The following is a 25,147-nucleotide window of genomic DNA, read 5'->3' on the forward strand; positions in this document are numbered from 1 at the left end:
AGCCTCTTCCTTAAGAGCAGAAAGAGGCTTCGTGTTATGTCCGAATCTTATCTCTCAGCTCCTGCTGCAAGAATTAGCACCGTGCTTTATCAGTCGGTTGCCGGGCTTCATCGGGCTCGTCCCTCTGCCTGCTCTTGATAAGAATAATGATTTTATAAAGTATTTTGAATTATCGCATTGTTATCCTGATATGTCAATGCTTTTTCGGGTGAAAAGATTCAGCTTCCCGATCCGTTCCGCAGCTTCTTTAAGTCTTTCTTCACTTGTCAGAAGACCGACTCTTATATAGCCTTCTCCGAATTTTCCGAACCCGTTTCCGGCTGCGACCGCGACATCCGCTTTTTCCAAAAGCAGATCTGAAAACGACTGCGACGTATATCCGTCCGGCACCGGAAGCCATGCAAAAAAGGAACCCGCCGGAGCCGTCACATCCCAGCCGATATCACGGCAGGCTGCAATCCAGGCATTGCGTCTCGACTCATATCTGTCATTTTGCGCTGCGACGCATGTCTGATCCGCCAAAAGAGCGGCGGCTGCAGCCTGCTGCGCCGCGGGAAACAAGCTGACAAACATATGATCTTGATAAAGATTGATCGCTTCGATGACAGACGCGTTTCCTACCGCAAATCCGACCCGCCAGCCCGCCATGTTATACGTTTTGGACAAAGTATAGATTTCAATCCCCGTTTCTTTTGCGCCTTCTGTCTGCAAAAAGCTCAGCGGTTTATGCCCGTCAAAACCGACAGCCCCGTATGCGAAATCATGAACGACACAAATGCCGTTTTGTTCCGCAAAGCTGACCGTCTCCTCGAAAAACGCCTCTGTTGCCACAGCACCGGTCGGATTATTCGGATAATTGAGATACAGCAGCTTTGCCTCGTTCTGCACCGTTTCAGGAATTGCGCTGTAATCGGGGAGAAACCCTCTATCTTCCGTCAGCGGCATCATTTCCATTTTCGCTTTCGCAAGGGCGACCCCCGACCAGTAGTCAGGATATCCGGGATCAGGCACAAGAATGGTATCTCCCGGGTTCAAAAGACATTGCGGAAGTTCAACAAGCCCCGCCTTGCCTCCGAACAGCACGGCTACTTCCGTTTCCGGATCAAGCGTCACCCCGTACTCCCTTTCATAAAATTCAGCCGCAGCTTTTTTGAAGCTGTAAGCGCCCCGGAATGATGAGTATTTATGATTTTCCGGCCTTTCGACGGCACGCTTCATTTCTTCAACGATATGCTGAGGTGTCGGCTGATCAGGGTTCCCCTGTCCTAAATTGATGATGTCTTTGCCTTCTTTCAGCTTTTGATTGACCTTTTGCACCAAAGATGCAAAAAATTGTTCCGGCAGCTGTTTGAGTACATCTGAGACTTCAAAGTTCATATTTTCACCTTCTAAAAATGTCTTGAAATGATAGTCCATCATCATATATGGTTAAATAAAAAAAGTAAAGAGAAACTTGAGGTGTATAAAAAATGAAATGGACCGTTTCCTGTTTGCAATTTGATATTTCATACGGAAATCCTTCAGAAAACTTCAAAAAAGCAGAATCTTTGATTGAGCAAGAAAGCCGCCATGCTGATGTCATCGTGCTTCCTGAGCTGTGGACGACCGGCTATGATCTCACACGGCTTGACCAGCTGGCGGATGAAAACGGCGAAGTTTCGGCACAATGGCTTAAAAAAACGGCCAAAGCATACAACGTACACCTCGTTGCCGGATCTTTTGCCGTCAAAGAAGGCGAAAATGTCTATAACACTATGTACATCGCCGATAACAGCGGGCAGATCGTGAAGCGCTATCAGAAAGCCCATCTGTTTCAACTGATGGATGAACATCTGTATCTGACAGCAGGAAACAGTGATGGTTCCTTTGAGCTTGACGGTGTCAAGTGCGCCGGGCTGATCTGCTATGATATCCGTTTCCCCGAATGGATCAGAAAGCATACGTCCCAAGGAGCGAATGTCCTGTTTATCTCTGCGGAATGGCCTCTGCCCCGCCTCGATCATTGGCGGAGTCTGCTTGTCGCCAGAGCCATTGAAAACCAATGTTTTGTCGCAGCCTCTAACTGCACGGGGTCAAATCCCGATAATGAATTTGCCGGCCACAGTCTGATTATTGACCCGTGGGGCAGGATTTTAGCGGAAGGAGATCGGACGGAAGGCGCAGTCCGGGCGGAAATCGATGTTTCAGAAAGCGCGTCCGTACGCGAGACCATCCCGGTTTTCAAAGATTTGCGGCGTGATTTATATTAATTTTCAAAAAAATGTTGACAAGAATATCCGGCACCTGCTAATATTTTCATCAACTGATTAATCCGAATTGTGATACAAATCAATATATTTTTCTCTTATCGAGAGTTGGGCGAGGGATTGGCCTTTTGACCCCAACAGCAACCGACCGTAATTCCATTGTGAAATGGGGCGCGTACATTTTGCGCCGAGACGATTGTCTCATAGGGCACGGTGCTAATTCCATCAGATGTTATCTGAGAGATAAGAGGCGGACTGCACTGTTTCGGCCTCCTTCTCTTTCAGAGAAGGAGGCTTTTTTTCGGGCGTATTCTCCGTCACGATCTCTTACTGCCACTACATAATTGGAGGGTAAATCCATGTCTGCAACTAAAACAAGTCTTTATGAACAATTAACGGAAAGCTCCGCCGCAGCGTTAGCTGTGAAGCTCGGCTTATTTCAAAGCAAAAGCACTCTCACATGCCGTGAAATCGGCGACGGCAATTTAAATTACGTCTTTCACGTTTTCGATAAAGAAAACAAAAAGGGACTGATTATCAAACAGGCGATTCCTTACGCGAAAATCGTCGGGGAAAGCTGGCCGCTTACGATTGACCGGGCGAGAATCGAAAGCAGCGCCCTCATCCGCCAGGGCGAACACGTGCCCCATCTCGTTCCGGCCGTTTACTATTCCGATACTGAAATGGCGGTTACGGTAATGGAAGACCTTTCGCATTTGCGGATTTCAAGAAAAGGGCTGCTGGAAGGGCAGCATTATCCGAACTTATCGGTTCATATCGGTGAATTTCTGGGAAAAACGCTCTTTTACTCATCCGATTATGCGCTTGATGCAAAAGTAAAACAGCAGCTCGCAAAGCAGTTTACAAATCCCGAACTTTGCAATATTACAGAAAGGCTTGTGTTTACAGAACCGTTTCTCGACCATGAAACAAACGATTTTGAAGAGGAGCTGCGCCCATACGCAGAAAAAATTTGGAACAATTCCCGCCTGAAAGAAGGCGCTGATGAATTGAAAGCCGTCTTTCTGAATTCCGCGGAAACATTGGTTCACGGCGATCTGCATACGGGAAGCATCTTCGCCGATGAACATGAAACAAAGGTCATTGATCCCGAGTTTGCTTTCTTCGGACCGATCGGCTTTGACATCGGCCAATTTATTGCAAATCTGCTGTTAAACGCACTCAGCCGGGACGGTGACGACAGACAGCCATTATATGACCACACCTCCGCCGTATGGGACACATTTGTAAAAACATTCAGTGAAGCATGGGAGAAAGACTGCCTGCCTTCCTGCAGACACCTGCTGGAAGATACACTGAAAAACGCGTTTGAGGAAGCGGTCGGTTTTGCGGGATGCGAACTGATCCGGCGCACGATCGGGCTCGCCCATGTGGCTGACTTGGATGAAATCACTCCGTTTGATAAACGAATTGAACGGAAGAAGCTGGCGCTTGAAATCGGCGCCTATTATATCGAAAACAGAAAAGAACTGAAGCATATTACTGAGGTTCTGGATCAATTTAAGCTCCGTGTAAAGGAATGATGCAGCATGACAAATGAATTTGCCATCCCCCGTTCCGTGGAATGGAAAGAAACACACATCCGCATTTTAAATCAGCAAAAGCTCCCTGAGGTCACTGAGTATGCGGATCTTGCAACAAAGGAAGATGTATTCGACGCGATTGTCACACTGAAAGTAAGGGGCGCTCCGGCCATCGGTATAACTGCGGCGTTCGGACTCGCGCTTGCCGCCAAATCGTTTGAAACACGCGATCTTTCTGATTTCCGCCGTCAGCTCGCCGATGTCAAAGCATATTTAAACAGCTCAAGACCGACTGCCGTCAATCTCGCTTGGGCGCTTGACAGACTGACGGATTCCATCAGGAATGCAATCTCAATCAATGAAGCGAAGACAACGCTCGTTCATGAAGCCATTCAAATTCAGGTTGAAGATGAAGAAACATGCCGGATGATCGGCCAAAATGCGCTGCACCTTTTTAAAAAAGGCGACCAGATCATGACCATCTGCAATGCGGGTTCAATTGCCACAAGCCGGTACGGTACGGCGCTTGCTCCCTTTTACTTAGCGAAACAAAAAGACCTCGGCCTTCATATTTACGCATGTGAAACAAGGCCCGTTCTCCAAGGATCGCGGCTGACGGCGTGGGAGCTGATGCAGGGCGGGATTGATGTCACGCTCATTACTGACAGCATGGCCGCCCATACAATGAAGGAAAAACATATTTCAGCGGTCATTGTCGGCGCTGACAGAATTGCTAAAAACGGAGATACAGCCAACAAAATCGGAACGTACGGCCTCGCGATCTTGGCAAACGCCTTTCAGATTCCGTTTTTTGTGGCCGCACCGCTTTCGACCTTTGACTTGCAGATTGAAAACGGCGATCAGATTCCGATTGAAGAAAGAGATCCGGATGAGGTCAGACAAATCTCCGGCATACGCACCGCTCCCGAAGATGTGCCGGTCTTCAATCCGGCCTTTGACATCACACCGGGCAGCCTGATTTCAGGCATTATCACCGAGAAAGGAATTGTGACGGGTTCTTACACGGAAGAAATTGAACAATTATTCGCAGACTGCCAGCTGAGCTGAAAAACCGCTGATGATGTTGCCTCAGGCAATGTCAGCGGTTTTTTTGTCTGCATAATGTCAGCACTTCATCTTTTTGGGCGGCTGAAATCAGATGCATTTTAAAAAACAGCTCTGCATAACCGGCTATCTTTTGCGGACGGCTCATTTTCATCAGGCTTCGTCCTCCTTTTTCATCAGACCAACTTTTTTCACTTAATAAAATGATATGTCGGACGTGAAAAAACGGAACGTGCCATATGCTTTATTTTTCTTTATAGGATATTTGTTCGATGTTCAGCAGCGCCGCTTTTACATCCGTCTTCGTGCCCGCGTATCCCGTTAAGGCGCTGTTTTTGCCGATTACCCGATGGCACGGGACAAAAATCGGCAGCCGGTTGCGTTTATTGGCCTGTCCGATGGCGCGCACCGCTTTCGGCTTGCCGATCGCTTCAGCTACATCGCCATAGCTTCGTGATTCACCGTAAGGAATCATCGCCAGCGCGTTCCATACCTTTTCCTGAAAGAGTGTGCCTTGTTGTTTCAGAGGCAGAGAGAAATGCTTTCTCTCTCCGGAAAAATATGATGTCAGCTGCTGTTTCGCCTCCGACAGCAAATCGGTTTCGCAAAATTTCACGCCGGGCGTATCTTTCCGCCATTCCTCAAAATCTTCCCCGGTGAGAAACAGGCCGGTAATAAAGCCCTCTTCCTCCGTCAGACTGACCGTTCCAAACGGTGCTTTCACACTTGTAAAGCAGATCATTCGCCGCTCCTTCTTTCTTCTGTATTCTGCCGGATCGGAAGCGTCAAATGAAAAACCGTTCCCTTCCCTTCTTCACTTTCCACATGAATGCGGCCCTGATGCTCTTCGATGATTTTATAACTGACCATGAGACCGAGACCCGTCCCCCTGTCTTTTGTCGTGTAGAATGGCTCGCCCAGACGTTTTAATTTGTCTTCAGAAATGCCTGTTCCTTCATCTTGAAGGGATATCAGAATGTGGTCTTTATCAGAAGGCTGGATCGTCACGTAGATATTGCCGCCGCCCGGCATGACTTCAATGGCGTTTTTTAAAATATTGATAAACACCTGTTTTAATTGATTCGGCTCACAATAAATCGGCGGGATGTTCCCGGTCTGGTTCAAATGGATCTGCACATTGACAAGATTGGCCTGGGCATTCAAGAGATCAGCCGTGTCTTTCATAATCTGCGTCACGTCTTTTTCTTCATATAATATTGCCTGAGGTTTCGCTAAAATTAAAAATTCGGTAATGATAGACTCGATGCGTTTTAATTCTGAGGTAATGACGTTAAAGTACAGGGAATATTCGCCTTCAATGCTTCCTTGCAGAAGCTGAATGAACCCTTTCAGCGCCGTCATCGGATTTCTGATTTCGTGGGCGATGCCGGCCGCCAGCTCCCCTACGACGTGAAGAGTGTCGGATTTCCGCAGCCTCTCCTCAAGCTCTTTGGCCTCGGTGACATCTTTAAAGATGGCCAGGTTCATATTTTGAATGATATTCCTTTTGAAGGAAAATTCCAATTTGCGGCTGTCACTGCTGCTTAACAAGAAGGGGATTTCATTATCCATTCCTTCCAGATCGATCTTTTTGGCGGGTACACCCGCGTTTTCAATTTCAAATAAAGAAAGAATATCCGGAACGGTATGCGCTCTCAGCTCATGATCGGGCATGCCGAGTATACGGCTTGCGAGAGGATTCGCGTCAATTATGCGGAATTGGTTGTCAAACAAGACTTTTCCATCCATTGAGCCGTTGAATACTTTTCTGAACTTCAGCTCGCTTTCCCGCAATTCTTTTTCCATCCGCTTACGATCGCTGACATTTCTTAAAATGGTTAAATGCTGACCTTCGAGTATGGTTCGTTTTGATGTGAACTCAAGCTCTTTGTATTGGCCGTTTGCCATTTGAAACAGCATCTCTTCCCGGATTTCCCCGTATTTTTCATATTTCTTCTTAATCTGCTTGTATTTTTTCTGCGGATCAACGATAAACGTACATAAATTCGTCTCCACCAGCTTATCCATCGGCAGCTCGAAAATGCGGCACGCCGACTCGTTTGCTTTGGCGATTTTTCCGTCATCAGACCAAATGACAATCGCGTCCATGGCGTTTTCAAAGATTTCGCGGAAGCGCTCTTCGCTTTTAAAAAGTTTCAATTCCATCGACCGTTTCTCCGTTATGTCTCTCATAATAGACATGTAAAACCCGCTGATTAAGTTGGACGTAATCGTAAACTCAAACAGCTTCTCCTCGCCCGACCGAAGCTTGACCGGCAGTTCTCCTTTGGCGTTTCCTTTTCTCCGGAGGGTGTCCCAGATTTCTTTCAGGTGCTTTTTGTTTTCTCCATCGGTAAAATGGCGGAGCGACAGATGGGACAGTTCATTCTGGCCGATCTCAAAGCTTTTGCAAAAAGAGAGGTTCGCATCAATAAAACCGCCGTCCTTATCAAACAGCACGATGCCGTCGACAGCTCTGTCAAACAAATCTTTGAACAGCTGCTCGTTCATGGAGAATTCACGCTCTAAGATTTTTTTAGAGGAGATATCCCTCATTACCACAAAAAAATAATCCTCCCCAATTCCGTCTCTGGCGAGGAATTCAATGTATTTCGTCGCGCCGCTGTCAAGCTTAATCGGCACCTCTTTCCACAGATAGCCCTTTTTCAAAAATTTTTTCACGGCCTTATTCAGTTCTTCCTGAGGCACGGAATATAAAAAGTCCAGAACGGAGCGGTTCATGAGGCTCTCTGCCTCAATCTGCATCATCCGGGCCGCGGCCTCGTTCGCCTGGACGATTTTCATTTCCTTATGGCATATAAAAATGGCATCAAGCGTGTTATTCATAATCACATGATACCGGTTCAAATCACTCTTCAGGCGGTCATTTTCCTCCTTCAGCCGCTTCAGCTGCTCTTTCAGCGACTCCTTTGTCTGCAAATCCAGAGTTTCAGCCATTCAGTACACTCCTTCTTCAAAAACCTATCCTTCAATATTTCTACAAAATACCTCATCTTCCTTCATTCGCCCTATACATTTCAGAAAATTTCAATGATATGACAAGTTAGAGTCTTTTTCTACGATCCTTACCTCCCCGTTACATCATCCTAACAATCCCTTTTTTCCTCCTTCAATTTTTTGTTTTTTATTTTAAAATGAACATCATCAGGAAATAATCATGCAGTGGATGATTTTTGAAGAGAAGGTGATGCTATGACAAAATCGCGAGACAGTTATTTTGACAACGCCAAGTTTATCTTGATTTTTCTGGTGGTGTTCGGCCATATCCTCCGGTCATTTATTAACGGAAATGAGTTTATGCTCCATCTCTACAAATTCATTTATACTTTTCATATGCCGGCCTTTATCCTGGTTTCCGGCTATTTCGCAAAAAACTTTAAGCGGAAAGGTTATGTAAAAAAGCTGGCTGTGAAGCTGATTATTCCGTACCTGATTTTTCAGGGCATCTACTCGGTTTTTTACTATTTGATTCAGGATGAAAGCATGACGAGCGTCAATCCGATTGATCCGCAGTGGTCTCTCTGGTTTTTAGTCAGCTTATTCTTTTGGAATCTGCTGCTGTATCCCTTTACGAAGCTGCCGAAAATGTGGGCGCTTGGGGCAAGCTGCGGGCTTGCCGTCATGATCGGGTATCTCGATTTCGTCAGCAGCACGCTGAGTCTTTCACGGACGTTTGTTTTTCTTCCGATGTTCCTCGTCGGGTTTTATTTAAAAAAACAGCACTTTGATTTACTTCGGGCTAAAAGGGGCAGGCAGATTGCCGCGGGCGTACTGGGCATTGTTTTCCTCTTATGCTGGTGCATTGATTTTGATTACTCGTGGCTGTTCGGATCGGAGCCTTATTCTACATTCGGCACAGTGACGCTTTTGAGCGGTCTGTCGCGGATCGGCTGGTATGTATTGGCCTTTGCCGCCACCTTCAGCTTTTTGGCGCTCGTTCCGCAAAAGCGTTATTTCTTTACGAAGTGGGGGACGAGAACGTTTTACGTCTATCTGCTGCATGGATTCATTATAAAAACGCTGCGGCAGATCGGGCTTGAAGATCATCTGTCTGATTACCAGAATTTGGTCATTCTCTTGATTTTAACGGCCGCCCTCACATCCATTCTCTCCAGCAATGCGGTGAAAACGGCCGCACAGCCGTTTATTGAATTGCGGATTACCGGCTGGCTTCAAGCGATTAAAGGAACAAGGAACGGGGCTTATTCGAAATAATGTGAAATACCTCTTAAGCGTTATCGCCTAAGAGGTATTTTTTATTTTTTGCCGTCTTCTTTTTTCTTTGGCTTCGTCTGTTCAAGCGTTTCAATCCATTTTCCGGCGTTATAATCTCCGAGCTCACTTGAAAATTCTTCTTCAAGCAATTTAGGGTCCATCGGCTTTTTATGATTTTGCATGTCTTTGCTGTGCCGGTTTGTTTTCGTCATATTATTCGCCCCCTTGTCTGCCGTGCTTTGATTTGCGGTTTGCCCCTCTCAGTCCGGGATCGCCGTCATATTGTGTTTTGTATGCATCTTTATCCATGCTCTCAGTCGGTGTATTGTTGTTGGTCAAAGCTTCATTCTTCGCTGCTTTTCGTTTCATTTGATTTCCTCCTTCTGTCTGCAGATCTGTTTTGAATTCATCAAACATTTTTTTCAGGTCGCGCACTGTCACATTTTTGGCATCATCAATGAGCTCATAGCCGATCTGTCCGTTCGGCTCAAGCAGCACATATTTAAAATCCTCTATGTCCCCGAGGCCTTCCTGCCTGATCCGCATGGAGAGCTGCGCCTCGGTGAAACGCATCTTTTTTAAATTTTCCGGGATGACTTTTCCGTCTCTGACAACGGCGATAGTTTTCCCCGAAAACAAAAACTCAAAAAAGTTTGATTTGATTTCTAAATATTCCATCAGAATCAGTACTGCGATAAAAATCGACGCCGCGAAAATGGTTTCCCATAAATTATGTTCAATAAACGGCTGAATAATAATCGAGCCGATGGAAATCATGATGACCGTCTGAGTCACCGACAGCTGGCTGATCGATTTCCGTCCGGCAATTCGCAATAAAAAGGTACCGACAGCTATCATAATCAAAGATTTCCAAAAAACGGCAAGCAATGACGTCACCTCTTTACGAATTAGAATCTCCAATGAAACGGTTTCCACCCATCCATTTTCTGGTAATAAAAAAACACCGCTTTTCAAAAAGCGGTGTCAGCCGATAATGATTCTTTCCTTCGGATAGTGATAATTTGCTTCGATTTCTTTTCTGCCGATTAAATAAAGGAACGTCAAAATACCGATTCGGCCGATAAACATGACCACCATGATCACGCATTTTCCGATGTCGCTTAAATGCGGAGTGATTCCCAGCGAAAGCCCGGTCGTTCCGAAAGCGGAACAAACTTCAAACAGCAGCCCCAGCAGCGTCTGATTTTTCTCCGTCACTGCCAGAATCAGCGTTGACCCAAATACGAGCAGAATCGCCATCATCGTAACGACCAGCGACTTTATGACATCAGCCTGATGAAGCTCACGCTTAAAGACCTTGACCGCTTTATTTCCGCGGGCAAAATGAAACAGGGCAAGAAGATTGAGCGCGAATGTCGTCGTACGGATTCCGCCGCCGACCGAGCTCGGCGATGCGCCGATGAACATAAGGGCGCAAATGAAAAATAATGTCGGCGCGGACAGCTGGCTGATATCAATCGTCGCAAGCCCGCCGCTTCTCGTAGCGGTTGATTGAAAGAGACATAAAAATAAAACATCATGCCAGCTTTTTCCCTTCATGACATGGCTGGCTTCAAGCGCGTATATTCCGACAGCCCCGAACAAAACGAGCAGTCCGAACGTTACGGTCGTAATTTTCGTGAACAGCGTAAATGAGTATCTGCGCTGTTTTGAAAACAAAAAGTCCTTCACTTCTACGAGCACCGGAAACCCGATCGCACCGAAAACAATCAGAAGCATCGTAATAAACTGCACGAAATAGTCATGCCTGAACGGAACGAGTGAATTTCCCGTAATATCAAAACCGCCGTTTGTCGTGGCGCTGACGCTCGCAAAGAAGCCGTGCAAGTACGCCTGTTCAAACGAATTATAGTACGTTAAAAAATATGTTCCTAAAATGATGCCGCCTAAAAACTCGATTAATAAAATCAAAAACAGCACTTGCTTCATCAAGTTGACGATACCGGAAAACTGCGATTGATTCTGGTCCACCATAATGAGCTTCCGTTCCCGCAAACCGATCCGTTTGCCCATAATGAGCCAGACGAATGTTCCGAGCGTCATAATGCCGATGCCGCCGAATTGCAGCACGAAAGCCAAAATGACAATTCCAGCAGTACTGAACGTGTCAGCCGTGCTGACGACCGTTAAACCGGTGACACTGACTGAGCTGACCGCCGTAAACAGCGCGTCTATAAACGACCAGCTGGCCCCTTGTTTGTGGGCGGCCGGCAGACTTAACAAAATAAATGCCACCGTCACAGCAAGAAAATAATATAACGCGATCAGCTGTGCAGGCGACAAAACCTGTATGAATTTCTTCAGCTTTAATTTCATAAGATAGTTCCTTCTGCCTCTCAAATGTAGTACGTAATTATTCTAATGATATTGGGAGATTTTTTAAAGGGCTTTTTAGAAAGATTTTTCATTACCTTATGTAATTTGCCGATCTTTAAACAAAAAACCTCTGAAATGATTGTCAGAGGTTTTGTTGATTATTTGGCTTCCAGCCTGCGGATGCGCTCATCCAGATCAGGGTGTGTGGAGAACAGTGACGAATGCTTTTTGCCGTTAATTTTTAACGTCTGCACCGCCGTCTGGTCCTCTTCATTCACATGTCCCGTATAAGACTTCAGCGTACGCAGGGCGTGAATCATTTTATCCTTTCCGGCAAGGTCGGCACCGCCGCGGTCAGCGTGGAACTCTCTGTGACGCGAGTATGCGAAGACGACAAGACTGCCGAGAATGGAAAAAATAATCTGAAACACGATCATCGCGATAAAATGCACGACCGGCGCGAGATCTTCTTTGACAAAGCGGCTCGCAATCCATGCCGCGATACGGGAGAGGAATACGACGAACGTATTGACGATTCCCTGAAGCAGCGTCATCGTGACCATGTCACCGTTTGTAATGTGTGCGACTTCATGGGCAAGAACCCCTTCCACCGCAGCATCATCCATCTGCTGCAATAAACCTGAGGAAACCGCAACAAGCGAGCGGCGCTTAGAAGGCCCGGTCGCAAAGGCATTGACCTCAGATGAATGATAAATGCCGACTTCAGGCATTTTCGTCATCCCCGCTGCACGGGACAATCTGTGCACACGGTCAACCAATTGCTGCTCTTCATAGCTGAGTGACTGCTTCTTCGGATTTAACACCCGGACGCCCATCATCGTTTTTGCCATCCATCTGGACATACCGAGAGAAATAAAAGAACCGACAAAACCGACGACAAGACTGAATACGAGCAATGCCATCAGATCGACGCGGCCATTTTGTATATACGAGCCGACACCGGTAACGCTTGTAATAATCGTAAGCACAATTCCGATTGTCGTAATGACCAAAAGGTTCGTTAAAATAAACAGAAATATTCTTTTCGCCATAATTACCTCCGTCTTTTTTAAGATCAAAAGAACTTATTTAATTAAATTATAAATGATCTGTTTGAAAATGCAACAATTTCGACGTATGATGTTAATGTAATTCTCAGTGATATAAGAAAGTGAACACGTAATCAATCAGAGGTGAATCATGAACACGTTTAAACTGACCCGAACCGATATGGTGCGGCTTCTTTACGCGTTAAAAGGCCAAGGAGACGCAACCCCTCTCCAAATCTTACTGCAATCAGCGGACATGACATTGGATGAAGCGGAAAGCCGGCTGCACATCCCTGAATTTCTGACGAGATTCGAACGAAAAAAAGAGAAAAAGGAATACGGGCTTTCAACAAACGAGATTGTCGAGCTGGGAAACCTGTGCGAGCTGACGTCTTTAAAATCAACCGCCGTCCAAAACTGGGTGAAGCGCGATATTAAAGATTTAATCGGACACCCTTTACTCGGAAAAAAATATACAATTGAACAAGCTGTCATCCTTCTCATTGTACGTGATTTAAAATCAATTTATGACTTCGAACATATACGCGCCATATTAAAAATCGCTTTTAACACGATCACCGACAGATCAGATGACGTCATCAGCCCGATCAGCTATTACGAGAGCTGCGCCCAGGTGATTGATTATCTTCATCATAAGACAAACCCGCCGATGAAGGAAACGAGCCTGCAGGAGCTTGTTGAACAGCAGACGGACAAGCTCAGAGGCTGCTTTCAAGAACTCGAAAGCGGGCAATGGAACAATATCAGGGCCATACTCGCGGTTACCGTGCTCTCCGTCTTGACTTTCCATATCCAAGCCTCCGCTTACAAAATGACCAGCCATTTATTATAATTCATACGTTTTTTGCCCCGGTGTCTGCGCCGGGGTTTTTTCAGGTGCACAACAATTGCCAGCATAATCAATGCCGTTCCGTTTGAAACTAAAACGCGTAAAAACATCTTGCCAGAGAAAAGGAGATGAAAAAGATGGCGAGCAGAAATAAACTCTTAGTTCCAGGGGCCGAGCAGGCACTTGACCAATTTAAATATGAAGTGGCTCAAGAATTCGGCGTGAACCTTAGCTCTGATACAGCAGCACGCGCAAACGGCTCTGTAGGCGGGGAAATGACAAAGCGGCTTGTACAGCAGGCTCAATCACAATTAAACGGCAAAACTCAATAATGCAGCTTATTCGCCGGGATTTCTCGGCGAATTTTGATGTTTATCGGCATTCTCCCTTCCGTGCCGGTAGCCGTTCGGGTTCCTTCGGTCTGACGGATCTTCATAGCGCCGATAGGATTCCCAATGTTCATTTCGTTCATGATTCCAGTAATGATTGTTATATCTCTGCTTAGGCTCTTTGTCATTTCCGTTTTCCTGAGGATTTTGTGTTGGGGGCTGCTCTGTTTCCCCATCTTGTTCCTTCTGAGTATTTTCCTCTGATCCGGAAACTGCATTTTTTTCGTTTTGCTGATTGCCGTCTTGACTGTCCGGCTTCGCATCTTCCGTGCCGGGCGTTGTTTCATTGTTTTCCGGCTGCTCTGCTGCCTTTTCTTCATCAGGAGCCGTCTTGTCATCAGCCGCCGGTTTTTCTGTGTCCGGCTGCTTATTTTGATCGGTATCTGTTTCAGTGTTTTTCTGATCTTTCTCACTATCGTCGGTTTTCTTTTCAGGCTGTTTATCTTCTGTTTTCTTTTCGTTTCTTCTTATGTAGCTGCCTGTTGACATCCCTTCCTGTTTTGCTTTTTCCCTTGTTTCCATATCTGATTCAAGAGATTGAAGCTGGTAGGTGCCCTTATATTTTTCAGTCATGTCAGCCAGCTGTTTTTTAACGCCTTTTTTATATGTATTGTCATCTGTATTTTCGTAAACCGTGGAAATTAAAATCTCTTTTGATTCCTTTACATATCCATGCTTGCTGCAATCGGTAATAATATTACTGATGACTTCCTTAAAATCGCTGCTTTTCCAGTCTCCGATGTCACTTATGACCTTTTGGGCGTCATGGTTCAGCGGTGTGAGTTCAATGACTTCGTATTTGCTGTTTAAAGCCATTTCAATGCTTGGATTAATGTCAAGCGTCATATACGCGTAAGCTTTGTTATCAGAAAAAACCGGGAGCATGATTAAAATAAATAGGATAATAGCAGTCATTGTAAACACTCCCAATTTAAAAGGGCGCAGTTTCAGAAAATCAAAAAAGCTGGCCCTTCTTCCCATACGCGTTTCGCCTTCAAACGTAATTTCCTCTCCAATTTCACAAGCACGGTGATCATTTTTTGTTTTCAAAAATTGTCCGTCAGGGGTTAGCAACGTGACGAATTTTTTATTTTTCTCTACTATGATCCCTCTTCTCATGAGTGCAACACCCCTTTAAGATAATCTTTTAAATAAATATAATCACCGGAAATAATAATACTCATGGCGATGATATATTTTCGGTTCCGTTCGATCGTTTTTCTGCTGACCGACACGAGCTGCTCCAGCTGTTTGACCGGAAGCTGTTTCTTCTGGTGCAAAATAGACGCCAGCTCTTCATTTTCCACAAGCGTGTAGGCTACCTTAATCGCATTCTGCCTCGCATCTGTATGCTTCGGCGATTGTTCCAGCAGCTCTTTAAAAGACAGACCGTATTGTTGCAGCTGCTTCTGAAAAAAAAGAATTTCTTCCCGGCGCTGCTCCTGTTCTATCTGTTTGCGGTATTCATCAATGGAAAGCTCCGCTTCAATAAGGCTTTGCGAAGACTCCTGGTCGTCGCCTTCCTGCACATCCATATTGATATGCTGGGCGGCTCTTGCTTCTTTTCTGATATAATCTATTACTTTTCTTTTTATAATCAGCTCTGCAAATGCAAGCAGCGAATTACCTTTTTCAGCCGAATATTTTTCAATGGCTTCGTTAAACGCGATCAGCCCGATGCTGAATTCGTCGTCTTTTTCATCTATATATCGTTTACAAACGGATGAAACCGTCTTCGCGATAAAAGGCTTATATTGCTGTATTAAATCGTTCTGCAGATCTTTGTCGCCTTTTTGTATTTTTTCAACAGATGTTTCAAGCGTTTGCTTCTTTTTTCCCAATTTAAACAAAAGGCTAAGCACTGGTTTCACCTCAGTTCCTCCCTATAACTACTCATAATCATAGCTAATTTAGTAGGGATTCGCAAAGGAAGAAAAAGAGAAATCGATTTCATTTGTCTCAATTATGACAAGCCAATAAGACGTACTATACATGATTTCGTGCGCTCGGGCAGAATTAAGGGGGTTTTCTCTGTGTTTTTTGTAACAAGGCTGTTATAAAATTGTTATCATATGTCTTAAATGTAAGCGTTTCAAATAAAAAAGGGAACCTGTTTTTTTAAAAAAACAGTCCCCTAAGATTCCTTTTATGCATGTTCTCTTTCCGCCGATGCCGCGTCCTGCTCTATTTGTTTTCTTCCTGACATAAACCATCCGCAAACCGCAATGGCTGCCAAAACCGTCCAGAAAATGATTTTCCAAGCCGCAGAATGAATAACATCCGCCGGAATGGCGCCGAGTTCCTCATGAGCCAGAGTATAAAGAGCGAGCTTCACGCCTACCCACCCGACAATAACAAATGCCGCCGTTTCAAGGCCCGGCCTGGTTTTTAATAAGGAAACAAACATTGACGCTGCAAAGCGCATGATGATTAAACCGATAACACCGCCGGCTAAAATAACGAGAAACTGACCGCCATCCAAGCCGCCGATGGCAGGAAGCGGCGTTTCCGGAAGCGTTACGGCAAGCGCGACCGCCGCTAAAATGGAGTCAACGGCAAAAGCGATGTCAGCCAGCTCCACTTTCAATACAGTCTGCCAAAACCCGCTCTCTTTCTGCGTTTTCTGCCCTGTGCTATGTTTGAATACATACCGCTTCAGCAAATGACTGACCGCGATGTAAAGGAGATATAAGGCGCCCAGGGCCTGAACCTGCCATACATTCACCAGAAAAGAAATGGCGAACAGCGACCCGAAACGCAAAATAAATGCGCCCGCCAATCCGTAAAATAAAGCCTTCTTCCTTTGTTTTTCCGGAAGATGCTTCACCATCACAGCCATCACCAGCGCATTATCCGCCGCTAAAATCCCTTCCAGCCCGATTAAAACGAGAAGAACCCATCCATACTCCAATAATAATGCAAAGTCCAATCCATTCCCTCCGTTTCTTTTCTATCATCCGAGCTTATATCGGCGTTTTTTTACGCAAAAAAGACCTTTGCCGATATAAGGCAAAGGTCTTGCTAGACATGAATGATTGGCATGCCAACAAAGCCGATGGATATGATCCATGAATTGACGACTTTGTTTCCGGAACATCCGGACGCTACTCCCCTTTGGGATTTCAAGAAATATTTTGTTTATACGCTCATGATAAAGCCTGTTTCATCATTTGTCAACGCTTAACTTTTTTAACAAATTGAGAAATTTTTTCTGTTTTATCCCGTTGCTTTCCTCTCTTTAAAAACAGATAAAAGACAAGAAGCAAGACAATGAATATGGCGAGCGGCAGCATATATTGATCAAGAATAGAACCGACGCTTTTCCAATTTTCCCCGAGCTTCATTCCGAGGTATACGTAAACAAACGTAATCGGGAGCATCGCTGCATATGTATAAAGAGAAAACACCCAGACATTCATTTTCGCGATTCCGCACGGCAGAGAAATCAGCGTCCTGACCCCCGGTATAAAACGGCCGCTAAACGCTACCAAACCTCCGTGTTTCTGAAAGAAATGGTCTGATTTCTGAAGCGATTCGGGCTTTATCCATATATACTTTCCATACTTCAGCAAAAACGGCCGGCCTCCCAGCCTTCCGATTCCATATAAGACCAGCGGACCCGAAACACCGCCGAGCGATCCGGCAATCACGGCTCCGGCAAGCGTCATATCCCCTTTTGACACCCAGTAGCCTGCAAGCGGAAGTACAATTTCCGCCGGGATGAATTCTATACTCAGCGCCAAAAAAATTCCGGCGTAGGATAAGCTTTTAAACGCTTCTATTATTGATATGATAAAACCTTCGATGATTTATCACTCCAGGCATTTTGTATTCCGAATCTTAAGAATCATTTTAACACAAAACCTCGAAACTGAAATATTTTTATGCCGCGCCGATATAAATGAGGATCGTTTCAGATCGGTAGTAGTAGGAGGAATCATCTTTTGGAATTACATGTACAATACAATGTCCCGCTTGTCGGGCTATCCATCCTGATTGCTTGTCTGGCGGCGTTTACTTCACTTGAAATTTCCAGAAAAATAACGTTCAAAACGGGGATTCACAGTAAGCTGTGGCTGTTTGCGGGTTCAGTTATCATGGGTTTCGGCATATGGTCAATGCACTTTGTCGGAATGCTTGCCGTTTATATGAACATGCATATGAATTATGAAGCTGTGCCGATGTTCTTTTCTGCAGCCGCCGCGATTTCCGGATCTTTCGCGGCTTTATACATCGTCAGCCGGAGAATCTTAACATTCAGCCGGCTGATTACCGGATCTGTTTTTATGGGAGCGGGAATTTCTCTCATGCATTACATGGGAATGTCGGCCATTTCCCGGGTAATGATTATGTATAATCCCTTTTTGTTCTGTATGTCTATTCTGATTGCCATGGCTTCTTCTTTCATTTCGCTGAAAGTATTTTTCGGTTTGGCAGCGAAGAAACCGACGGAACCTTTTACTTTTCACAAAATCATCGGTTCTGTTTTCATGGGCGCGGCTGTCTCAGGGATGCATTATACCGGAATGATGGCTGCCTCATTTTATGAAGACATGAGAAAGCCGGAAAACGATATGGAAATTCATTCGTTTCATTGGTCCGTTTTTATTACGCTGATCATCTTTTGTTTTCAGATGTTATTGTTTTTCAGCTCACATTTCGATCGTCAGTTTTTCCGCCACAATGAACGGATGAAAGACCATGAACAGCGGTTTCAATCATTAATCAATCATAATATTGACCCGATTTTCATCCTATCTCCTGACGGTAAAATTCTTTACTCTAATGAAGCAGGAGCCGAGATGAAACACAATTTCGGACTGGACAGCCAAAATTGGCGCAGGCATATCAGCAGACAGCTGAAAACCTATTTTAAACAGGTAAAAAAAGAACAGCAGGCCCTGCATATTGATGCTGATCTGAAAACAGACGTCGGCTTATTTTATATTAATGTTACCTTTATCCCTGTTTTGGTCGATAACGGACTGGACAGTGTATATGTCATCTGCAAAGACATGACCAAACAGCGGAAAGCCGAGAAGGACATTCACCGTATGGCGCATTATGATTCTTTGACAGACCTGCCGAACCGCCGGCATGCCGTTCAGCGGTTGACAGAAATTCTGGAAAGAGATCATTCATTCGGACGCTTGACCGTTGTGTTCTTTCTCGATTTAAATCGGTTTAAAATTATTAACGATGCGCTCGGGCACAATGCCGGAGACGGACTTCTTCAATCAGCGGCTCAGAGACTCTCCTCCATCATCCCGGATAATGGTTTTATCGCCCGTCTTGGCGGTGATGAATTTATTATTATTTTAACTGACGTCCCTTCTGAGAACGATGACATTGATGATTTAGCAAAACAGATCATCCTGCAGTTCGAAAAACCGTTTACCATTCAGGAGCATGAACTGATCACCTCCGTCAGCATCGGAATCGCTGTCTCTCCAAAAGACGGGTCGGACGGGATGGAACTGATGAAAAAAGCCGATATGGCGATGTACGCCTGCAAAGACCGAAACAAAAGCAAATACAAATATTACTCTGCCCAAATCGGAGAAAAAGAAGCGAAAAAGCTTCGGCTTGAGATGGAGCTGAGAGAAGCGATTGAGAAAAAAAGGTTCGTCCTTCATTATCAGCCTCAATACAGCTCTTCTGATCAGCTCATCACGGGAGCTGAAGCACTTCTGAGAGTGGCCGGCGCGGATGGGAAACTGAAGAATCCCGGAGACTTTATCCAGGCCGCCGAAGAAACCGGGCTGATTATTGACCTCGGCAAATGGATCATTACCGAGGCGTGCCGGCAGGCGAAGGAATGGCATGAAAAAGGATACCACCTTCCAGTCGCCATTAATATTTCGGCCAAACAGTTTCAATCAGAAGAACTGGTTCCGTTTATTCAGAAAACACTTTCCCATTACAAGCTTCCTCCCCGGCTGCTTGAAGCAGAAGTGACCGAAAGCATGACAATGGAGGATCACGAGCACAGCAAAAAAGTGCTTACCGCACTAACTGAGCTGGGAATCAGTGTAAGCATTGATGATTTCGGAACGGGTCACAGTTCTCTCAGCTACTTAAAGGACTTTCCGATTCACAGATTGAAAATAGATAAATCATTTATAGATGATCTCCAGACACATTCTAAATCTGCACAGATCACCGGCGCCATTATTGCCATGGGCCATCAGCTTTCTCTTTTAGTCGTTGCTGAAGGGGTTGAAACGGCGATGCAAAAAAAGATTTTAGATGAAAAAGGATGCGATTTTCTTCAGGGATACTATTTCAGCAGGCCATTGCCTCCTGAGGAGATTGAACGGCTCCTCAATGAAGCGCCGCGCCACCCATAAGTTTCTACACATGGAACGGACCCGATTATCCACAATAAAGAAAAAAGGAGTTTTTATTCATGCACACGATGTGGAAGGGTTCGATCAGTTTCGGCCTCGTCAATATCCCGGTCAAGCTCTTTGCGGCCACTGAAGATAAAGATATAAAATTCCGCAGTCTTCATAAAGAAGATCATGCGCCGATTAAATACGAAAAGATCTGTACCGGGTGTGAAAAGAGTCTGGAGCCGGATGAGATCGTTAAAGGCTATGAGTATGTAAAGGGAAAATACGTCATTTTGACAGACGAAGACCTGAAAGACGTAAAACAGGAACACGAAGAAAAAGCGGTTGAGATTGTTGACTTTGTCCAGTTGCAAGAGATTGATCCGATTTATTTTAACCGGTCTTATTATGTCGGCCCTGGAGACAACGGCACAAAAGCCTATACACTTTTGCGGGAAGCGCTGAGGACGACCGGTAAAATCGGGATTGCCTCTATTACGATCCGTTCTAAACAGCAGCTTGCGATTCTTCGGGTGTATAACAACTGCATCGTGATGGAATCCATTCATTATCCGGATGAAGTCCGAAACGCCGGACATGTGCCAGGCGTTCCGGAGCAGACAGCTGTTAATGAAAAAGAGCTGCAGACGGCGATTACGTTAATTAATGAGCTGACAACCGAGTTTGAGCCAGAGCAATACGAAGACACATACCGGAAAGCCCTTCTCGCCAAAATTAATGATAAGCTTGAACATGAAGAAGCGGGCGTAACACCGGCTGCTGCCGGCCCGCGCGAAGATGTCATTGATCTTGTCAGCGCCCTTCAGGCAAGCATCGACCGGACGAAGCGGCCGAATCGCGAGCAGGCTGCACCGGCACGGACAAAAGACGCCGCACCTGCAGGCGGCGAAGGCAAAAAGCGGAAGACGACCAGACAAAAAGCCGGAACGTCTTAATCATGGTGCTGACGATGCAGCCGATTCTGACCTCTTCACCGCCCATAGGCAGTGAGTGGCGCTATGAGGTAAAGTATGACGGATTCCGCTGTCTTCTCCGCATAGACGAAAGCGGCGTCACATTGACCAGCAGAAACGGCCAGACGCTGACGAATCAATTTCCGGAAATCACGGCTTTTGCGGCACGGTGTTTTCAGCACATGAAAGACCGGTTCCCCATTACGCTTGACGGAGAGCTTGTCTATTTAATCAATCCGTACAGATCGGACTTTGAACATATTCAAATCCGCGGGCGTTTAAAACGGGCGGAAGCCATTGAAAGCACCGCCAATAGACGGCCGTGCCGCTTTCTGGCATTTGATCTCCTGGTTCTGGAAGGTGCCGGCACCGCCTCATTGCCGTATGTGAAGCGGAAGGGCGCCCTTTTCAAACTGTTTGAAGAAGCAAATCTTCCGAAAAGCCCCCATCACTTAGCGGAGGAAGCGATTCAGTACATTCCGGAGCACACTGACTTTGAAGCGCTATGGGACAAGGTCGTCCGGTATGACGGAGAAGGAATAGTAGCAAAAAAAGCATCAAGCGGCTGGGCGGAAAATAAACGGTCTCCCGACTGGCAGAAGTATAAACATATGAAAACGGCTCATGTGCTATTAACCGGGTTTAATCCGAAGAACGGGTATGTGACGGCCTCGGTATTAAAAGACGGCACCATTGTCCCGATCGCTTCCGTTTCCCACGGCATGCAGACGGAAGAAAAAAACGCCGTCAGAACCATTATGGAGACTCACGGCAAAAAACAAAAAAGCGGCGAGTATACACTTGAGCCTTCCATCTGTATGACCGTGCAGTATTTAACCATATTGCAGGACACGCTGCGTGAAGTATCTTTTGTTTCTTTTCAGTTTGAAATGGATTGGACTGAATGTACGTATCAGCAGCTTATCCTCCGTTCTAAAACGCTGCCGCCGAAACTGCAGTTCACAAGCCTGGACAAGACCGTTTTTAAGAAGTCTGAAAAAAAGAAAGAGGATTTCCTTTGCTATATGGTGAAGATGAGCGATTTTCTTATGCCCTTTCTTAAAGATCGGGCCGTCACGGTGATCCGTTATCCGCATGGGGCGCCGGGCGAATCTTTTTTTCAAAAAAACAAACCGGATTACACGCCGGACTTTGTCTCAAGCGTATTTGACGGAAGCCACGAACACATCGTATGCAGCAGCGTACCGTCTCTTTTATGGCTCGCCAATCAGCTGGCGCTGGAATTTCACGTTCCGTTTCAGACCGTGCATTCTGAAAGGCCCGCAGAAATCGTCATTGACCTTGATCCTCCGTCAAGGAACGATTTTCCTATGGCCGTGGAGGCGGCGCATGTGCTGAAACAGCTGTTTGATTCATTCAGCATTACATCATTCCCGAAGCTCTCCGGGAATAAAGGCATTCAGCTCTACATCCCGCTTTCACCGGAAGCATTCACCTATGAGGAGACCCGCGCGTTCACAATGCTCATCGCCGATTATTGCGTCAGGACGCGTCCGGATCTTTTTACGACAGAGCGGTTTATCAAAAACCGAAACGGCAGGCTCTACCTTGATTATTTGCAGCATGCCGAAGGAAAAACGATCATCGCTCCTTATTCGACCCGGGGCAATGAACTAGGAACGGTTGCCGCCCCTCTTTATTGGAACGAAGTCAACTCCTCTTTAACACCCGATGATTATACGATTGATACAGTGGTGAATCGGGTCAGGACAGAGGGAGATCCGTTTTATGATTTTTACCGGAATCCGCAGGACGGCCCGCTTTCAAACGTGCTTGAGCAAATCAAGAGAAAGAGCTGACGCTTTTCGTCAGCTCTTTTCAGTCTGATACGTGCACATCAGTTTTTCTTTGGAAATGAATAAATAGCAGGAATAAGGAATGTTTTTGAGGGTGAGCTGTTTTTCAGTAAAATATAATATCGGAATATGTGCCGCTTTTTTAAACAGCCTGTAGCAGCAGCTGGACGGCTTTATCACATCAAATCCGAGTCTTGCCGCCCCTTTATGAAGCATCGTAATGCCGACGACGCCTTTAATCTCGTCTTTCCGTTTATGCTGGTTAATATAATCAGCTAAATGAGGCATGGATTGATAAACCTTCTGATATAGCATAATCCCCCTTCTGACCGCGCTTTCAATAGGCTGCAGCTCTTTCAGGAGTTTGACGTTATGAAGATGAATCTTGACTAACACGTCGTTTTTTTTAATTCTGGTTCCGTCGCTCAGGATGACCTCTTTCCCTTTATATCTTGTCAAACGAACGCGGAATACATTCGATTGCTGTTTATCAATCAGCGTCAGCCGGGTAAAGAAGAAATAAAGCGGATCAAGTAAGTACCATATAGTCAGCAGACAGCTTCTCACACGTTCACCTTCTTTATATTCAAAGCACTTTCATATTTTGGCATGGGGCATGTCACATTATGATTGGTAAATAATGATGCCGCCCTGTATCAGCATATGCAAAATCCGCTTCAGGCTCTACCGTCGGACAGAAAAAAACACTCTCCTTGAAGAAGAGTGTTTGTATCCGCTTTCTTTTAACGGAAAAGCAAGTGCTGGCTGTGAATCCCCGCTTTTTTCAATAAGGCGATCAGCTGTTCCTGTTCCTCAGGCATAAGTCCTGAAAACGCTCTCGCAATTCTCAATGAATGAATCGGATAAATTTTGTCTAAATACTCATTTCCTTTATCAGTTAAATGGGCGTAAACAGACCGTTTGTCCTTCGGGTCTTGTTCTCTGACCAAAAACCCGTTTCTTTCAAGCTTGTCGATGACATAGGTGACATTCCCGCTGACAAGCAAAAGACGCGACCCGATTTGCTGGAGCTTTTGCGGGCCTCTCGTATACAGCAGCTCCAAAACGGCAAATTCAGTCGGATTAAAACCGTGTTCTTTACTGTCGCGGATGCTGTGTTCAGATACACTTTTGAAAGCCCTTGCAAAAACTTTGTACAAATTCATCGAACGCATCACTTCTTCTTCATTAAATGATAATCTCATCATATCTACCCCGTATTTAAGATTTTTATAAAAAAATAATGTAAACCCTTACAATTCATAAGAGTCGTTCTTTGTTTTATATTCTATTCGTGCCGTTTTTCAGAATTCCTTCTTTTTTATATAAAAAAATACCCTTATACATCATTTAATTTGTATAAGGGTTTCGTTCTTTATAGGGAATGTTCCGGAAAAAATACGCGTATTCCTTTCTCAGCTCCGTGATTGTCATGGAGTTCAGTATTTCTTTCGTATAGACTCCGATTTGAAGAAGCTTTTTGGAATAATGGTTTCTCTCTTTGTCCAGTGCATTTTGAAACAAATGACTCATGACGCCCTCCTTTGTTTTCCGTTATTCTATGATCAGAATACCGCTTTTATTTCAATGACGTATGAAGCCATTGTAAAACTTATGTGGAATTATGATGTTTTTCGGTAAAGTCCGTTCTGAACGGCTCTGAGCAGCGGAAAAGCGTGTTCCCCGGCAAGCTGCATAAACGTCTCCAGCATTTCATCGCGTTTCATATCTAATTCAATGATTTCTTTTGCCAGCGAAACTGCTTTTTCTTTCTCCATTCATATCCTTCCTCTCATTGTATCTGTAAAGTAAGCATAAAACGGGATACAGAGCCATGCATTAACCTTGTTAATTTTTCTGACGCTTTTTTTCTAAAATCTTCTATTTCACGTCAGAAAACCTGACAAGCGTCAGGTTTTTTCTCTTTTTTTCTTATATAATATGAGTAAAAGACATCCAGGGGTGGAAAAATGACGACAGACGAACAATCTTACAAAGATAAAAAAGTAATCTCGATCGGCATTGTAAGCGAATTAACCGGATTGTCAGTCAGGCAGATCAGATACTATGAAGAACGGAAATTAATTTACCCGCAGCGCTCATCGCGGGGAACGAGAAAATATTCCTTCGCGGACGTTGAGCGGCTGATGGATATCGCCAACAAGCGTGAGGACGGCGTGCAGACGGCTGAGATTTTAAAAGACATGCGCAAAAAAGAGCAGGCCCTCAAAAACGACCCGCAGCTCCGCAAGAAAATGCTGGAAGGACAGCTTAATGCTCATTTTAAATATAAAAACCGCTGACA

The 25,147-nt window shown here is 45.2% G+C and carries 25 protein-coding genes and 2 riboswitches; of the genes, 10 read left to right on the top strand and 15 right to left on the bottom strand.

What is annotated here, in order from left to right; translation table 11 throughout:
• Nucleotides 1-44: 44 nt before the first annotated feature.
• A riboswitch (SAM riboswitch) is annotated at nucleotides 45-144 on the bottom strand.
• 36 nt (nucleotides 145-180) lie between these two features.
• A complete protein-coding gene (locus AC1DN5_RS06610) occupies nucleotides 181-1,377 on the bottom strand; it encodes a pyridoxal phosphate-dependent aminotransferase (protein WP_366969476.1) in 1,197 nt (398 codons plus the stop codon).
• 92 nt (nucleotides 1,378-1,469) lie between these two features.
• Between AC1DN5_RS06610 and AC1DN5_RS06615 the strand changes: the two genes are divergently transcribed.
• The 3 genes from AC1DN5_RS06615 to mtnA all read left to right on the top strand — a co-directional run bounded on the left by AC1DN5_RS06615 (nucleotide 1,470) and on the right by mtnA (nucleotide 4,858).
• Nucleotides 1,470-2,249: a carbon-nitrogen family hydrolase gene (locus AC1DN5_RS06615; protein WP_366969477.1), complete on the top strand. Its 780-nt coding sequence runs from the start codon at nucleotides 1,470-1,472 to the stop codon at nucleotides 2,247-2,249.
• Between the two features lie 92 nt (nucleotides 2,250-2,341).
• Nucleotides 2,342-2,496: riboswitch (SAM riboswitch) on the top strand.
• Nucleotides 2,497-2,605: 109 nt separating this feature from the next.
• Nucleotides 2,606-3,790 (top strand): S-methyl-5-thioribose kinase, encoded by a 1,185-nt coding sequence (gene mtnK / locus AC1DN5_RS06620; protein ID WP_045925661.1) that lies wholly within the window; start codon nucleotides 2,606-2,608, stop codon nucleotides 3,788-3,790.
• Between the two features lie 6 nt (nucleotides 3,791-3,796).
• Nucleotides 3,797-4,858: an S-methyl-5-thioribose-1-phosphate isomerase gene (gene mtnA, locus AC1DN5_RS06625; RefSeq protein WP_366969478.1), complete on the top strand. Its 1,062-nt coding sequence runs from the start codon at nucleotides 3,797-3,799 to the stop codon at nucleotides 4,856-4,858.
• A 241-nt stretch (nucleotides 4,859-5,099) separates the two neighbouring features.
• Here the strand turns inward: mtnA and AC1DN5_RS06630 are convergent, their stop codons facing one another.
• Together AC1DN5_RS06630 and AC1DN5_RS06635 are read right to left on the bottom strand one after the other, a co-directional pair.
• Nucleotides 5,100-5,597 (bottom strand): methylated-DNA--[protein]-cysteine S-methyltransferase, encoded by a 498-nt coding sequence (locus AC1DN5_RS06630; protein ID WP_060675374.1) that lies wholly within the window; start codon nucleotides 5,595-5,597, stop codon nucleotides 5,100-5,102.
• Entirely contained in the window at nucleotides 5,594-7,813 is a 2,220-nt protein-coding gene (locus tag AC1DN5_RS06635) for a PAS domain-containing sensor histidine kinase (protein ID WP_198698768.1), read from the bottom strand. Before AC1DN5_RS06635 ends, AC1DN5_RS06630 begins: the two co-directional genes overlap by 4 nt.
• Before the next feature lie 255 nt (nucleotides 7,814-8,068).
• Here AC1DN5_RS06635 and AC1DN5_RS06640 point away from each other — a divergent pair, with 255 nt between their 5' ends.
• Nucleotides 8,069-9,091: an acyltransferase family protein gene (locus tag AC1DN5_RS06640; RefSeq protein ID WP_188153987.1), complete on the top strand. Its 1,023-nt coding sequence runs from the start codon at nucleotides 8,069-8,071 to the stop codon at nucleotides 9,089-9,091.
• Between the two features lie 41 nt (nucleotides 9,092-9,132).
• On the opposite strand, the gene AC1DN5_RS06645 is transcribed toward AC1DN5_RS06640, so the two are convergent.
• From AC1DN5_RS06645 to htpX, 4 genes are all read right to left on the bottom strand, one after another.
• Nucleotides 9,133-9,303 (bottom strand): hypothetical protein, encoded by a 171-nt coding sequence (locus tag AC1DN5_RS06645; RefSeq protein WP_016936366.1) that lies wholly within the window; start codon nucleotides 9,301-9,303, stop codon nucleotides 9,133-9,135.
• Between the two features lies 1 nt (nucleotide 9,304).
• Nucleotides 9,305-9,979, bottom strand: a complete 675-nt coding sequence (locus AC1DN5_RS06650) for a DUF421 domain-containing protein (RefSeq protein WP_366969672.1) — start codon at nucleotides 9,977-9,979, stop codon at nucleotides 9,305-9,307.
• A gap of 96 nt (nucleotides 9,980-10,075) precedes the next feature.
• Nucleotides 10,076-11,428: a TrkH family potassium uptake protein gene (locus tag AC1DN5_RS06655; protein WP_047475329.1), complete on the bottom strand. Its 1,353-nt coding sequence runs from the start codon at nucleotides 11,426-11,428 to the stop codon at nucleotides 10,076-10,078.
• A gap of 158 nt (nucleotides 11,429-11,586) precedes the next feature.
• Nucleotides 11,587-12,480 (bottom strand): protease HtpX, encoded by an 894-nt coding sequence (gene htpX, locus AC1DN5_RS06660; RefSeq protein ID WP_045925667.1) that lies wholly within the window; start codon nucleotides 12,478-12,480, stop codon nucleotides 11,587-11,589.
• Nucleotides 12,481-12,628: 148 nt separating this feature from the next.
• Between htpX and AC1DN5_RS06665 the strand changes: the two genes are divergently transcribed.
• Both AC1DN5_RS06665 and AC1DN5_RS06670 read left to right on the top strand, forming a co-directional pair.
• Entirely contained in the window at nucleotides 12,629-13,330 is a 702-nt protein-coding gene (locus AC1DN5_RS06665; RefSeq protein WP_016936370.1) for a DUF1836 domain-containing protein, read from the top strand.
• Nucleotides 13,331-13,464: 134 nt separating this feature from the next.
• Complete coding sequence (locus AC1DN5_RS06670; RefSeq protein ID WP_013352019.1) at nucleotides 13,465-13,659, top strand: alpha/beta-type small acid-soluble spore protein; 195 nt, start codon at nucleotides 13,465-13,467, stop codon at nucleotides 13,657-13,659.
• 6 nt (nucleotides 13,660-13,665) lie between these two features.
• On the opposite strand, the gene AC1DN5_RS06675 is transcribed toward AC1DN5_RS06670, so the two are convergent.
• From AC1DN5_RS06675 to AC1DN5_RS06690, 4 genes are all read right to left on the bottom strand, one after another.
• Nucleotides 13,666-14,835: an anti-sigma-I factor RsgI family protein gene (locus tag AC1DN5_RS06675; protein WP_366969479.1), complete on the bottom strand. Its 1,170-nt coding sequence runs from the start codon at nucleotides 14,833-14,835 to the stop codon at nucleotides 13,666-13,668.
• The gene (gene sigI / locus AC1DN5_RS06680) at nucleotides 14,832-15,587 is read right to left on the bottom strand and encodes an RNA polymerase sigma factor SigI (RefSeq protein WP_045925670.1); all 756 of its coding nucleotides are present in this window, start codon (nucleotides 15,585-15,587) and stop codon (nucleotides 14,832-14,834) included. Before sigI ends, AC1DN5_RS06675 begins: the two co-directional genes overlap by 4 nt.
• A gap of 275 nt (nucleotides 15,588-15,862) precedes the next feature.
• Nucleotides 15,863-16,645, bottom strand: a complete 783-nt coding sequence (locus AC1DN5_RS06685; RefSeq protein WP_045925671.1) for a TerC family protein — start codon at nucleotides 16,643-16,645, stop codon at nucleotides 15,863-15,865.
• Between the two features lie 244 nt (nucleotides 16,646-16,889).
• A complete protein-coding gene (locus AC1DN5_RS06690; RefSeq protein ID WP_436627801.1) occupies nucleotides 16,890-17,525 on the bottom strand; it encodes a DedA family protein in 636 nt (211 codons plus the stop codon).
• Between the two features lie 135 nt (nucleotides 17,526-17,660).
• Here AC1DN5_RS06690 and AC1DN5_RS06695 point away from each other — a divergent pair, with 135 nt between their 5' ends.
• From AC1DN5_RS06695 to AC1DN5_RS06705, 3 genes are read left to right on the top strand one after another with little or no spacing between them, the layout of a single operon-like run.
• Nucleotides 17,661-20,066: a bifunctional diguanylate cyclase/phosphodiesterase gene (locus AC1DN5_RS06695; RefSeq protein ID WP_366969480.1), complete on the top strand. Its 2,406-nt coding sequence runs from the start codon at nucleotides 17,661-17,663 to the stop codon at nucleotides 20,064-20,066.
• Between the two features lie 59 nt (nucleotides 20,067-20,125).
• Complete coding sequence (gene ku / locus AC1DN5_RS06700) at nucleotides 20,126-21,007, top strand: non-homologous end joining protein Ku (RefSeq protein ID WP_366969481.1); 882 nt, start codon at nucleotides 20,126-20,128, stop codon at nucleotides 21,005-21,007.
• Nucleotides 21,008-21,009: 2 nt separating this feature from the next.
• A complete protein-coding gene (locus AC1DN5_RS06705; protein WP_366969482.1) occupies nucleotides 21,010-22,845 on the top strand; it encodes a DNA ligase D in 1,836 nt (611 codons plus the stop codon).
• A gap of 9 nt (nucleotides 22,846-22,854) precedes the next feature.
• On the opposite strand, the gene AC1DN5_RS06710 is transcribed toward AC1DN5_RS06705, so the two are convergent.
• The 4 genes from AC1DN5_RS06710 to AC1DN5_RS06725 form a co-directional block, all read right to left on the bottom strand.
• Nucleotides 22,855-23,409, bottom strand: a complete 555-nt coding sequence (locus AC1DN5_RS06710) for a YkoP family protein (protein ID WP_016936379.1) — start codon at nucleotides 23,407-23,409, stop codon at nucleotides 22,855-22,857.
• 176 nt (nucleotides 23,410-23,585) lie between these two features.
• The gene (locus tag AC1DN5_RS06715) at nucleotides 23,586-24,050 is read right to left on the bottom strand and encodes a MarR family winged helix-turn-helix transcriptional regulator (protein WP_007610911.1); all 465 of its coding nucleotides are present in this window, start codon (nucleotides 24,048-24,050) and stop codon (nucleotides 23,586-23,588) included.
• Nucleotides 24,051-24,192: 142 nt separating this feature from the next.
• Complete coding sequence (gene fbpA, locus AC1DN5_RS06720; RefSeq protein WP_016936380.1) at nucleotides 24,193-24,375, bottom strand: Fur-regulated basic protein FbpA; 183 nt, start codon at nucleotides 24,373-24,375, stop codon at nucleotides 24,193-24,195.
• Nucleotides 24,376-24,464: 89 nt separating this feature from the next.
• Entirely contained in the window at nucleotides 24,465-24,620 is a 156-nt protein-coding gene (locus AC1DN5_RS06725; RefSeq protein WP_101605506.1) for a hypothetical protein, read from the bottom strand.
• A 192-nt stretch (nucleotides 24,621-24,812) separates the two neighbouring features.
• On the opposite strand from AC1DN5_RS06725, the gene tnrA reads away from it, so the two are divergent.
• Nucleotides 24,813-25,145 carry a MerR family transcriptional regulator gene (gene tnrA / locus AC1DN5_RS06730; protein WP_003154734.1) on the top strand — a complete coding sequence of 111 codons (333 nt, stop codon included), beginning with the start codon at nucleotides 24,813-24,815 and terminating at the stop codon, nucleotides 25,143-25,145.
• Nucleotides 25,146-25,147 lie beyond the last annotated feature (2 nt).

It is taken from the genome of Bacillus sp. 01N42_2, assembly GCF_056399565.1.